Raw genomic sequence first — 11,433 nt, forward strand, 5'->3', positions numbered from 1 at the left:
GGCCCGGCTGCCAGCATGTATGATGCGCAAGCCCACACTATATAGATAGCACGACGAGAATCACTATGACCAAATCCCTCATCATCGCCGAGAAACCGTCGGTCGCGAACGATATCGCGAAGACGCTGGGCGGCTTCACCAAGCACGATGAGTACTTCGAATCGGACGACTACGTCCTCTCGTCCGCCGTCGGCCACTTGCTCGAGATCGCGGTGCCCGAAGAACACGACGTCAAGCGCGGCAAGTGGAGCTTTACCCACCTGCCGATGATCCCGCCTTACTTCGCGCTGAACCCGATCGCCAAGACCGAGTCGCGTCTCAAGGTGCTGAATAAGTTGATCAAGCGCAAGGATGTCACCACCCTGATCAACGCATGTGACGCGGGCCGCGAAGGAGAACTCATCTTCCGCCTGATCGCCCAGAACGCGAAAGCCAAGCAACCGGTCAAGCGCCTGTGGCTGCAGTCGATGACGGCCAACGCGATCCGCGAAGGCTTCAATAACCTGCGCAGCGACGAAGAAATGCTGCCGCTGGCCGACGCCGCGCGCTGCCGCTCCGAAGCCGACTGGCTGATCGGCATCAACGGCACCCGCGCCATGACCGCCTTCAATTCGAAAGAGGGCGGCTTCTACCTGACGACGGTGGGCCGGGTGCAGACCCCGACCCTGTCGATCGTGGTCGAGCGCGAAGAAAAGATCAAGAAGTTCGTGCCGCGCGACTACTGGGAAGTGCGCGCCGAGTTCGTGTGCGCCGCCGGCGTCTACGAAGGGCGCTGGCTCGACCAGAAATTCAAGAAGGACGAGAACGATCCCGAGAAGCGCGCCGAGCGCCTGTGGAGCAAGGCTGCCGCCGATTCGATCGCGGCCGCCTGCCGCGGCAAGCAGGGCAACGTCACCGAAGAAAGCAAGCCGACCACATCGATGGCGCCCGGCCTGTTCGACCTGACGTCGCTGCAGCGCGAGGCCAACGGCCGCTTCGGCTTCTCGGCCAAGAACACGCTGGGCCTGGCCCAGGCGCTGTACGAGAAGCACAAGGTGCTGACCTACCCGCGTACCGATTCGCGCCACCTGCCCGAGGATTACATCGGCACCGTGAAGTCGACCCTGGAAGCGCTGGCCGAGACCAATAACTACAATCAGTTCGCCAAGCAGATCAGCAAAAATGGCTGGGTCAAGCCGAACAAGCGCATCTTCGATAACACCAAGATCTCGGACCACTTCGCCATCATCCCGACCGGCGTCGTGCCCAAGAACCTGTCCGAGCCGGAACAAAAACTGTACGACCTGGTGACGCGCCGCTTCCTGGCCGTGTTCTTCCCGGCCGCCGAGTTCCTGGTCACGACCCGCTATACCGAAGTCTCGGGCCACCAGTTCAAGACCGAGGGCAAGGTCATGACCAACCCCGGCTGGATGGCCGTGTACGGTAAGGACACGGGCGACGACAAGGACGGCGCCAACCTGGTGCCGGTGGCCAAGGGCGAGAAGGTGCTCACCGACAAGGTCACGGCCAACGGCCTGGTCACCAAGCCGCCGGCGCGCTACAACGAAGCGACCCTGCTGTCGGCGATGGAAGGCGCGGGCAAGCTGGTCGATTCCGACGAGTTGCGCGATGCGATGGCCGGCAAGGGCCTGGGCACGCCGGCCACGCGCGCGGCCATCATCGAGGGCTTGCTGACCGAGAAATACCTGCTGCGCGAGGGGCGTGAGCTGATGCCGACCGCGAAGGCCTTCCAGCTGATGACCTTGCTGCGTGGCCTGGGCGTGAACGAACTCACGGCGCCCGAGCTGACCGGCGAATGGGAATTCAAGCTGTCGCAAATGGAGAAGGGCAAGATTTCGCGCGAAGAATTCATGCGCGAGATCCAGCAGATGACCCAGATCATCGTCAAGCGCGCCAAGGAATACGACAACGACACGATTCCCGGCGAGTACGCGACCCTGGTCAACCCGTGCCCGAACTGCGGCGGCATGGTCAAGGAAAACTACCGCCGCTTCGCCTGCACCAAGTGCGACTTCTCGATGAGCAAGACGCCGGGCAGCCGCCAGTTCGAAATCGCGGAAGTCGAAGAACTGCTGAAGAACCGCACCATCGGTCCGCTGCAGGGTTTCCGCTCGAAGATGGGGCGCCCGTTCGCCGCCATCCTGCGCATCGTGCGCGATGAAGAGATCAAGAACTTCAAGCTCGAGTTCGACTTCGGCCAGGACGAGGAAGGCGAAGAGGGCGAAGGCGTCGACTTCAGCGGCCAGACCCCGGTCGGCCCTTGCCCGAAGTGCAACGGCGGGGTGTACGAAATGCCGCTCGCCTATGTTTGCGAGCACAGCGTGGCCAAGCCGAAGACCTGCGACTTCCGCAGCGGACGCATCATCCTGCAGCAGGAAATCGTGCCGGAACAGATGGCCAAGCTGTTGAACGACGGCAAGACCGACCTGCTGCCGGGCTTCGTGTCCCAGCGTACCCGTCGTGCATTCAAGGCCTTCCTGGTGCGCGGCAAGGACAACAAGATCAGCTTCGAGTTCGAGGAGCGCAAGGCCAAGCCGGGCGCCGCCGCCAAGGGCAAGGCGGGCGATGAGGCCGCTGCCGGCGCGGACGGCGCCGATGGTGCGGCAGCGCCAGTGAAGGCAGCGCGCAAGGCAGCCGCCAAGCCGGCCGCCAAGCCGGCGGCGAAGAAGGCAGTGGCCAGGAAGGCGCCGGCCAAGAAGGCGACCGCGGCCGCTGCGAAGAAGTAACAGGTCGAGGGCGGGTGCATCCCGCCTGGTCCGGACGTAAAAAAACCGCGGCTTGCCGCGGTTTTTTCATTCCAGCATCAGGGATGTGCGATGCTCACTCCTGCCATTCCTTCAGTGCGAGGATTGCCGCCTCGCCATTGCGGATCGCTTTCACACGCCGCACGACTTCATTGCGCCACGCTTCATCGGCGTCCTGGTCGGGGCCGTCGATGTCCTGTAGCAGCAGCTGCATGATTTCCTGTTTCTCGGACGGACTCAGCAGCTTGAGTCGTTCGGCGATTTCCGCGACGGCGTTGGACATGATGCTCTCTCCTATAATTTTGTTTCGATCATAGCGCGAGAACTATTGATTGTCGACTGGCAGCATATTGTCATTCGGTTTGCGATCGATCAATTTGTTGTCGGGATCGATGCCGGCGCGGCCCGGCACGCCATCGACCACCAGGGTCAGCTGCTGCGCGGCCTGGGTCACCAGCCGCCGTTCGCGCGCCAAGGGGTTGCCATTGCGGTCATCCACGCCGAATTCGACGTAGTCGTTCATTGGCACCGGCCGCTCCTCGCCCTGTTCCGTCATCCGCAGCTTGGCGGCGTGGGCATCGATCGTGACCTCATGCTTGCCGTCCGGACGGCGGCGCGCGACGGCGCTGGCGGCGCGGTTTTCGTAGAACACGATCGATTCGAACAGGTCGTCGATCAGGTAGGCCTTGTCCTGCGGCGTCACCGCGCGCAAGGCCCCGACCAGGCTGGAGGCGGTCGGGTAGGGCGCGCCGCGGTAGGCGTATTGCTGCAGCAGGCCGCGCAGCACGCCGCTCACGACGTCCTCGCCGAGCATGTCCTGCAGCAGGTACAGCGCCAGGCCGCCCTTGTACTGGTGGATGTAGCGCTGGTTCTCGTTATGGGCCAGCGGCAGTTCCTTCTCCTGTTCCTGGGCGCGGCCGATCAGGTAGGCCTCCAGGTCATGGCGCAGGAAGCGCCGCATCTTGTCCGCGCCAAGCGAGCGCTTCATCACCATCAGCGCCGTGTACTCGGCCAGGCTCTCGGACAGCAGGGTGGCGCCGCGCGTGTCGGCGCCGACCAGCTGCTGGCCCCACCACTGGCGCGCGGTCTCGCGGGCGCTGACGTAGAACGGGTAGTCGAGGTCCTTGGGCGAACCGGGATCGACGCGCGCGATGAAGGCGGCGCCTTCGGACAGGGGGATCAGGCCCGGGAAGGCTTGCGCGGTGCGGACGGTGCGCGGGAATTCGGCGATGCGCAGCTCGCGCAGCGGATAGCGGCCGACATGGCGCGCGCCGTAGTCCAGCCCGGCCTGGGCGCCGCGCACCAGGCGCTCGACGTTGACGTCGTGCCCCGGCTGGTAGTAGACGTCGATCGTCACATCCTGCCAGCGGTCGTGGCGGACTTCGTAGCGCGCCGACTGGAAGGCATAGGCGTTCAGCATGGGACGGTCCATCTTGTAGCGGAAGTGGCGCCGCCCGCCCTCGTTCCATTCGCGCACCAGGGTGCCGGGCGCGATCGCGACCTGGTCCGCGCTGGTGCTGACGGTGGCCTCGAAACCGATCCAGTCGGCGTCGACGCCGATGCGGTGGGTGGCGCGGCCGGCCGGGTCGTCGCGCGCCGGCATGGGCGCGCGCGCGGCCAGTCCGTGGCGGCGCCGGTCACGCACGTCGCTCAGTTCGACCGAAGGTTGATAGCCGATGCGCGGCATGACCTCGTTGGTGAAGAAGGTGCCGTTGGCGACCACCGGCGTGTCGCTGCCCAGGCCCAGCAGGCCGCGCGGCGCGTAGTCGAGTTCGAAATCGAGGTCCAGGCGCGCGCCAGGCGCCAGCGGGGCGGCCAGGCGGTAGTGGTAGAAACCGCGGTCGGGATCGCGCGTGACCGTCGTCGCCGGCTGGCCGAAGTTCGGCGTCAGGCGCGCGCCGCGCTGCTGGTACAGCACCAGGTCGCGGATCGGCGCGCCGCTGCGGTTCTCGAGCCGGTAGCTGCCCTTGACGTGCAGGGCGCGCCGTTCGGGATGGATGGCGGCGTCGAGCCTGACGTCGACGATGCGCGGCTGCGGCAGCCGGGCGAAGCCGTGGTAGCGCTTCTCGTATTCGGCGCGCAGCAGTTCGCTGCGCCAGGTGGTCAGGTAGCCGCCGCCCGACAGTTCCCAGGCCAAAAAACCGCCGGCGCCCGCGAACACGGCCAGCCCCAGGCCGAAGCAGGTCAACACCTTTGGCGTCAGGTTGCGGCGCGCCAGGCGCAGGCGCTCGCGCCAGGCGTCGTCGACCCCGCGCGGCCACAGCGCGCGCGCCAGCGCCAGCAGCATCAGCGCCGCGCCGCTCCAGTACAGCAGATAGAAGCGCTCGCGCAGCAGCTGGTGGCCGAAGCCGTTCATCGGCGAATACGTCAGGTCGGGCCAGACCCCGTACAGCAGCAGCGGATGGTTCTGGCCGGCGCTGTTCAACAGCAGCGCCGCCACGAGCCAGGCGATCATTAAAAAGTTGGCCAGGTATTTGTGATTGACGACGACCTGCACCGCGATCGCCAGCACCGCGATCAGCGCGTAGTTCGGCAGCAGGATGGTAAACAGCGCATGCAGGTACAGCCCTGGCTCGAGCTGGAAGTAGCCCTTGAACAGCTGGATCAGCATGCCGGTGACCATCGCCAGCAGCACCAGCAGCGCCTGCAGGCCGATCAGGGCCAGGGTCTTGCCGGCCAGCGGCAGCCAGCTCGGCACCGGCAGCGCGTCCAGCATCTGGGCCACGCGCGTCTCGCGTTCGCGCCAGACCAGTTCACCGGCATAGAAGATCGTGATGGCCAGCATGAACAGGCCGAACACCGCGCGGATCAGCTCCAGCACCATATAGGTCACCGGATAGGTGGCGGCGCCGTAGATGGCGTCGAGGTCGATTCCGCCGGCGACCAGCGCCAGCACGCCGCCGGTGGCCAGCGCCGCGAAATAGACGTTGCGGGTCATTTCGCGCAGTTCGCTGCGCGCCGACTTGAACAGCAGCAGCGCCAGGCTGCGCGCCGCGAAATCGGGTTGCGCGGTGGTGTCGCGCGCGGCCTGCGACAGTTCGACCGGCAGGTCGGGCTGGGCCTGGCCGCGGCCACGCGTGCGCGCCTGCACGTCGGCCTCGCCGATGAAGTGGAAGCGCCAGTAGCCGAGCAGCAGCGCCAGCAGCGCGAAGCCGCACCACAGCAGGCGGTTGATCAGGTAGACGTCCTGCAGGTCGATCGGATTGAGGTTGCGCTCGGCCAGCGGCCAGTACTCGGTCAGCAGGAACAGGGAGGTGGTGCCGAACGGGTCGATCAGGGCGGCCAGGGTCTTGAAGTCGAGGTCGCGCGCCAGCGAGGGCGCGACGGTATAGCCGATGGTCATGACCACGGCGGCCACGTAGACCGGCAGCATGCGCCGGGTCAGCGCGGCGAGCACGAAGAAGATCGCGCCGAAGATGAACAGGTTGGGCAGCAGCGTGAACAGGTAGGGCTTGATCCAGGCCGACGCCAGAGATCCGCCCAGGCGGTCGGACGCGATGCCGGGAATGAAGGTGCCGAGCCACAGCCCGATCACGATGCCGGAAAAGATCACCGCCAGGGTCGCGAACGCGCCGAGGAAGCGGCCGAACACGTAGTCGGCCTTGCTTAACGGCGCGCTGAAGAAGAAGTGGTGCATCTCGTGTTCGAAGTCCTGCTGCACCGCGCGTCCCATCACCGCCGCCGTCACCACCGTGCCCAGGCTGCCGAGCAGCGCCGTCGCGATCGCGATCTGGCGCGGCGCGTCGACCAGGACCCGGCTGCCGAAGGTGACGAGCAAATCGCGAAACGCCCCGCCCGAGGCGGCCATCCAGGTCATGGCGAGCGCCAGGAAGACGGCGAAATAGACCCAGGTCGAGAGCCGCCGCAGGCGCTGGCCCGCTTCGAAGCGGGCGATGACGAACAGGGCGCGCACGGTCAGCAGTTCCCGGCGGCCGGGTTGTGGCGGCCGGCGATGGTGGCGAAATACACGTCTTCCAGGCTGGCGCGCGCCGGCTCGAAGCCGTCGCCCGGATCGTCCTCGGAATACACATGGATCAGGGTGCGTCCGCTGAGCAGGCGGGTCGAGATCACGCTGTAGCGCGCTTGGTAAGCGGGCAGCTCGGCCTTGGTGACGAAACGGGCCCAGATGAAGTCCTCGATCCCGTAGATCAGCTCTTGCGGCTCGCCGCACAGCAGCACCTGGCCCTTGTTGATGATCGCCATATTGGCGCACAGGTCGGCCACGTCGGACACGATGTGGGTCGACAGCAGCACCGTGCGTTCTTCGCCGATGTCCGACAGCAGGTTGTGGAAGCGCACCCGCTCCTGCGGATCGAGGCCGGCGGTGGGTTCGTCGACGATGATCAGGCGCGGGTCGCCCAGCAGGGCCTGGGCGATGCCGAAGCGCTGGCGCATGCCGCCCGAGAAGGTGCCCAGGCGCTGGTCGCGCACTTCCCACAGATTCGTTTGCTGCAACAGGCCGTCGACCACTTCGCGCCGGCGCGCCTTGTGCGACAGGCCTTTCAGTTGGGCGAAATGGTCCAGCAGTTCGTAAGCGCTCACCTTCGGGTAGACGCCGAAATCCTGCGGCAGGTAACCGAGCATGCGGCGCACCGCGTCCTTTTCGTCGAGCACGTCGATATCGTCCAGGAACACCGAACCGGAGTCGCACTCTTGCAAGGTCGCCAGGATCCGCATCAAGGTCGATTTGCCCGCGCCATTCGGGCCGAGCAGCCCGAACATCCCGGCCGGGATGTTGAGCGTGACACGGTCCAGCGCGACCACGCCGTTGGCGTAGGTCTTGGACAAATTGCGGATTTTCAATTGCATGACGACTCCTGGCTGCTGCCTCGCGCGTATTTACGCCAGGCCAAACACTTTTTCACACTGGCATTGTATTCAATCGGCACGGCCACGGCGGGCGCGGTGCGACATACGGTCCAAACAGGGACCCAGACCGCATTATCCGGTGACAGGACGCACGATGGTTTTCTTTCGATAAATTTCTTGCAATAGAAGACCGCGTGCGGCGCAAGCCGGGGCAAAGCATGGATAATGGCTGCATGGACTCCATCACCCAAGAAAAGCTCTTGATCCTGATGCGCGAGGGGCGCAGCCGGGCCGAATCCACCGACTGGTTCCGCGTCGCGCTGGGACTGGTCTACCTGGCCGGCCTGATGACCAAGGAGGCGATCGACTTCAAGACGGTCGATCGCGAGTACAACCGCTTCATCTATCACACGCTGGGCAAGGGCCACACCATCACCAGCGTGCTGCAGTTCATGAGCGGCGCGAAGGTGATGCCGACGGTGGAGTCGGCGCGCTTCCTGGACGCCTTCAGGCGGCATTGCCCGGGCGTGCCGCTGGTGTCGTTGCCCTTCCTGCTGGAGTTGAACCTGGGCGTGGCCAAGAACATCTCGGGGCTGGAGCCCGAGGGACCGCTGGCCGACTGGATCGCGCGCAAGAAACAGGAGCAGGGAACGCAGCAGGATGGCGCCGGAGAGCAGGCGCACGCTGGGCCGCATGCCGAAGGCATATAATGAACGCTTCAGCGACCAGAACATCGAGCACACCATGATTGCGAACCGTTTCATCAGCCCCCTGGACCAACTGATCGTCGGCGTCGACAAGGCCTTGCGCGTCGTCGGCGGCGTGGCGGCGATGTCGCGCCCGAACCCGGGCGCGCACGCCATCGACGGCGAACTGAGCGACGCCGAGCGCCGTCACAGCGCGGGCCTGATGCGGGTGAACCACGTGGGCGAGGTATGCGCGCAGGCGCTCTACGATTCGCAGGCCAACTTCGCCCATACGCAAGAGGTGCGCACCCAGTTCGAGCACGCCGCGCGCGAGGAAGAAGACCACCTGGCCTGGTGCGCGCAGCGCCTGACCGAGCTTGGATCGCAGCCGAGCGTGCTGAATCCCCTGTGGTATGCGGGCGCCTACGTGATGGGCAGCGTGGCGGCGCGGATCGGCGACCCGGTCAGCCTGGGCTTCGTGGTCGAGACCGAGCGCCAGGTCGAGGCGCACCTGAACAGCCATCTGGAACTGCTGCCCGCGCAGGACGCCAAGTCGCGCGCCATCGTCGACCAGATGCGCATCGACGAGATCGCGCACGCCGACGCGGCGCAATCCGCGGGCGCGGCGTCGCTGCCGTTGCCGGTCAAGGTGGCGATGCGGGCGATGGCGAAGGTGATGACCACCACCGCTTACCGCATCTGAGGTGACGGCGTTGGCGGCGGGCGCCGCCAATGTGGGTGGTATGCGTGGTTCTTACACTTCCACGATCTCGAACGAGTGCGTGATCTCGGCCGTCCTGGCCAGCATGATCGACGCCGAGCAGTACTTCTCGTGCGACAGCTTGACCGCGCGTTCCACCGTCGCCTGCTTCAGGTTGCGGCCGCTGACCGTGAAGTGGAAGTTAATCTTCGTGAACACCTTGGGATCAACGTCGGCGCGTTCGGCCTGCAGGGTCACGTCGCAGCCGCGCACGTCCTCGCGGCTGCGCTTGAGGATCAGGACCACGTCATAGGCGGTGCAGCCGCCGGTGCCCACCAACACCATTTCCATCGGGCGCGGCGCCAGGTTATGGCCGCCGCCCTCCGGCGCGCCATCCATGGCCACCATGTGGCCGCTGCCGGTCTCGGCCCGGAAACTCATGCCCGACGGGCCGTTCCAGCTGACTTTCACTTCCATGCGATTCTCCGTGTTGCTGATGCGTCGATAAGGACGTCGATTGTACGGCAGCCGCCGGCCGCGCGCAGGCGGCTGCTGCCTCAGGCTCACACGCCCCGCATCAAACACCCAGCACGTACTTCTCGCTCTTCATGCGCCAGCTGGCAAAGGCGACGATCAACAGCGCCGGGACCAGCGAACAAAGGAAGGTCAGCACGAACGGCGCGAAGCCGATGTCGCCGCTCTTGGCCAGCTCCTTGATCAGGGTCTGGTTCGACAGCATCGGCATCAGGTACATCCATTGCGCGGTCTTGAGTTCCATGAACGAGACCACGAAGCCAGGCAGCAGCGGCAGGATCATCACCAGGCTGACCGTGGTCTGGGCTTCCTTGAAGGTCTTGGCGTTCATCGCCATGGCGACGTACAGGGCCGAGGACAATAGCGCCAGCGGCATCGTCGCCACGCACACCAGCAGCAGCTCGCCCCAGCCCAGGTTCCACGACATGCCGATTTCTTCCAGCGGCAGCCAGCGCAGGATCGCGTGGCCCAGCATCAGCACCACGGTGACGCCCAGCAGGGCCAGCACGCTGGAAGCGAGCCACTTGCCGCCCACCAGCTCCCAGCTGTGCGCCGGCTGCGCCATCAGCACTTCCAGCGAGCGCCGTTCGCGTTCGCCGGCGGTGCTGTCGACTGCCGACGACATGTTCAGCAGGAAGGCCGGGAAGAACAGGAAGCCGATCAGGCCGCCGATGACCATGGCCGAGCGCGAGGCATTGGTGCCGGTGTCGTAGCGCTGCAGCTGGATCGGCGCCAGCGTGGCCGGGGACACGCCGTGCGCCAGCAGGCGCGCGCTGGCGATATTGCTGCCGTAGGCCTGCAGGATCTCTTCGAGCTCGCGCCGCTGCGGGCCGCTTTCGGTCGACGAATCGAACCATAACTCGATGCGCGCGGGCCGCATCGAGTGGTAGTTGTCGATGAAGTCGTCCGACAGGCGCAGCACGGCCGAGATCTTCTTGCCATGCAAAAGTTCGCCGATCGCTTCCTCGGTCATGGGCCCGGATTCGTTGATCGTCACGCTGCGTTCGCGCAGCTGGGAGATCAGGGTCGGGGCCTTGGCCCCGCCGATCACGGTCAGGTGGATGCCTTCGCGCTCGGTCTTGGTGCTCTTGTCGATCAGCTGGTGCAGCGTGACGCCGAGGATCGCCGGATAGAACAGCACCGCCAGCACCAGGAAGCCGAAGGTGCGGCGGTCGCGCAGCGTCTCGCGCAGCTCCTTGAGGAATACGACCTTGAGTTTGGATTTCATGCGATGCCTTCCTCGGTGCCCACCAGGCTGACGAACGCGTCTTCCAGGTCGGCGATGCCGGTGCGCCGGCACAGTTCTTGTGGCGAGCCCTGGGCCACGGTATGGCCCTTGGCGATGACGATCACGTCCTCGCACAGGTGGACCACTTCCTGCATCACGTGGGTGGCCATAATCACGCAGCAGCCATCCTCGCGCAGGGCGTTCAGCGCGGTGCGCAGCGCGCGCGTGCTCATCACGTCCAGGCCGCGGCTCGGTTCATCCAGCAGCAGGTGGCGCGGGCGGTGCAGCAGGGTGCGCGCCAGCGCCACCTTGATGCGCTGGCCCTGCGAGAAGCCCTTGGTCTGGCGCTCGAGGATGTCGTCCATCCCGAGCAGTTCCGACACCTCGACGATGCGGGCGCGCAGCGCGGCGCCGTCCATGCCGTTCAATTCGCCGAAGTAGTTCAGGTATTCGCGCGTGGTGAGGCGCTCGTACAGCCCGAACTGGTCGGTCAGGAAGCCGATATTGCGGCGCACCGCCATCGGATCCCGCTCGGGGTCGACGCCGCCGATCGAGATGGTGCCGTGGTCGCGCCGGAGGAGGCCGACCAGGGTGCGCAGCAGGGTGGTCTTGCCGGCGCCGTTGGGGCCCAGCAGCGCGGTGATCTGGCCGTCGCGCGCGGTGAAGGAAACGCCGCCCAGCGCCTGGACGGCGCCGAACTGCTTGCGTACATCGTGGACTTCGATCATGGGG

General features: G+C 65.8%; 9 protein-coding genes. 3 read left to right on the plus strand and 6 right to left on the minus strand.

Annotated elements, in window-relative coordinates; genetic code table 11:
• Positions 1-65: 65 nt before the first annotated feature.
• On the plus strand, positions 66-2,726 hold the full coding sequence (locus HMPREF9710_RS15515; RefSeq protein ID WP_005667883.1) for a DNA topoisomerase III: 2,661 nt from the start codon (positions 66-68) through the stop codon (positions 2,724-2,726).
• 94 nt (positions 2,727-2,820) lie between these two features.
• Here HMPREF9710_RS15515 and HMPREF9710_RS15520 read toward each other — a convergent pair whose 3' ends face one another.
• Genes HMPREF9710_RS15520 through HMPREF9710_RS15530 form a run of 3 tightly spaced genes read right to left on the minus strand, consistent with a single transcriptional unit; the run spans position 2,821 to position 7,553 of the window.
• The gene (locus HMPREF9710_RS15520) at positions 2,821-3,027 is read right to left on the minus strand and encodes an addiction module protein (protein WP_005667885.1); all 207 of its coding nucleotides are present in this window, start codon (positions 3,025-3,027) and stop codon (positions 2,821-2,823) included.
• Between the two features lie 42 nt (positions 3,028-3,069).
• Positions 3,070-6,657 (minus strand): ABC transporter permease/M1 family aminopeptidase, encoded by a 3,588-nt coding sequence (locus HMPREF9710_RS15525; RefSeq protein ID WP_005667887.1) that lies wholly within the window; start codon positions 6,655-6,657, stop codon positions 3,070-3,072.
• 2 nt (positions 6,658-6,659) lie between these two features.
• Entirely contained in the window at positions 6,660-7,553 is an 894-nt protein-coding gene (locus HMPREF9710_RS15530) for an ABC transporter ATP-binding protein (protein WP_005667889.1), read from the minus strand.
• Between the two features lie 233 nt (positions 7,554-7,786).
• Between HMPREF9710_RS15530 and HMPREF9710_RS15535 the strand changes: the two genes are divergently transcribed.
• Complete coding sequence (locus HMPREF9710_RS15535; protein ID WP_005667891.1) at positions 7,787-8,263, plus strand: hypothetical protein; 477 nt, start codon at positions 7,787-7,789, stop codon at positions 8,261-8,263.
• Positions 8,264-8,297: 34 nt separating this feature from the next.
• On the plus strand, positions 8,298-8,942 hold the full coding sequence (coq7, locus tag HMPREF9710_RS15540) for a 2-polyprenyl-3-methyl-6-methoxy-1,4-benzoquinone monooxygenase (protein WP_040777181.1): 645 nt from the start codon (positions 8,298-8,300) through the stop codon (positions 8,940-8,942).
• Positions 8,943-8,993: 51 nt separating this feature from the next.
• On the opposite strand, the gene HMPREF9710_RS15545 is transcribed toward coq7, so the two are convergent.
• From HMPREF9710_RS15545 to HMPREF9710_RS15555, 3 genes are all read right to left on the minus strand, one after another.
• The gene (locus tag HMPREF9710_RS15545; RefSeq protein WP_005667895.1) at positions 8,994-9,416 is read right to left on the minus strand and encodes an OsmC family protein; all 423 of its coding nucleotides are present in this window, start codon (positions 9,414-9,416) and stop codon (positions 8,994-8,996) included.
• Positions 9,417-9,516: 100 nt separating this feature from the next.
• Positions 9,517-10,701 carry an ABC transporter permease gene (locus HMPREF9710_RS15550; RefSeq protein WP_005667896.1) on the minus strand — a complete coding sequence of 395 codons (1,185 nt, stop codon included), beginning with the start codon at positions 10,699-10,701 and terminating at the stop codon, positions 9,517-9,519.
• Entirely contained in the window at positions 10,698-11,429 is a 732-nt protein-coding gene (locus HMPREF9710_RS15555) for an ABC transporter ATP-binding protein (RefSeq protein WP_005667898.1), read from the minus strand. The genes HMPREF9710_RS15550 and HMPREF9710_RS15555 overlap by 4 nt, the downstream gene beginning before the upstream one ends.
• Between the last annotated feature and the right edge of the window lie 4 nt (positions 11,430-11,433).

This window comes from Massilia timonae CCUG 45783, from assembly GCF_000315425.1.
Lineage (GTDB): Bacteria > Pseudomonadota > Gammaproteobacteria > Burkholderiales > Burkholderiaceae_D > Telluria > Telluria timonae.

What these genes read in the sequence shown, in the direction of transcription:
- HMPREF9710_RS15515 (WP_005667883.1), top strand. Translation starts at nt 66, where the DNA reads ATGACCAAATCCCTCATCATCGCCGAGAAACCGTCGGTCGCGAACGAT.
- HMPREF9710_RS15520 (WP_005667885.1), bottom strand. Translation starts at nt 3,027, where the DNA reads ATGTCCAACGCCGTCGCGGAAATCGCCGAACGACTCAAGCTGCTGAGT.
- HMPREF9710_RS15530 (WP_005667889.1), bottom strand. Translation starts at nt 7,553, where the DNA reads ATGCAATTGAAAATCCGCAATTTGTCCAAGACCTACGCCAACGGCGTG.
- HMPREF9710_RS15535 (WP_005667891.1), top strand. Translation starts at nt 7,787, where the DNA reads ATGGACTCCATCACCCAAGAAAAGCTCTTGATCCTGATGCGCGAGGGG.
- coq7 (WP_040777181.1), top strand. Translation starts at nt 8,298, where the DNA reads ATGATTGCGAACCGTTTCATCAGCCCCCTGGACCAACTGATCGTCGGC.
- HMPREF9710_RS15545 (WP_005667895.1), bottom strand. Translation starts at nt 9,416, where the DNA reads ATGGAAGTGAAAGTCAGCTGGAACGGCCCGTCGGGCATGAGTTTCCGG.
- HMPREF9710_RS15550 (WP_005667896.1), bottom strand. Translation starts at nt 10,701, where the DNA reads ATGAAATCCAAACTCAAGGTCGTATTCCTCAAGGAGCTGCGCGAGACG.
- HMPREF9710_RS15555 (WP_005667898.1), bottom strand. Translation starts at nt 11,429, where the DNA reads ATGATCGAAGTCCACGATGTACGCAAGCAGTTCGGCGCCGTCCAGGCG.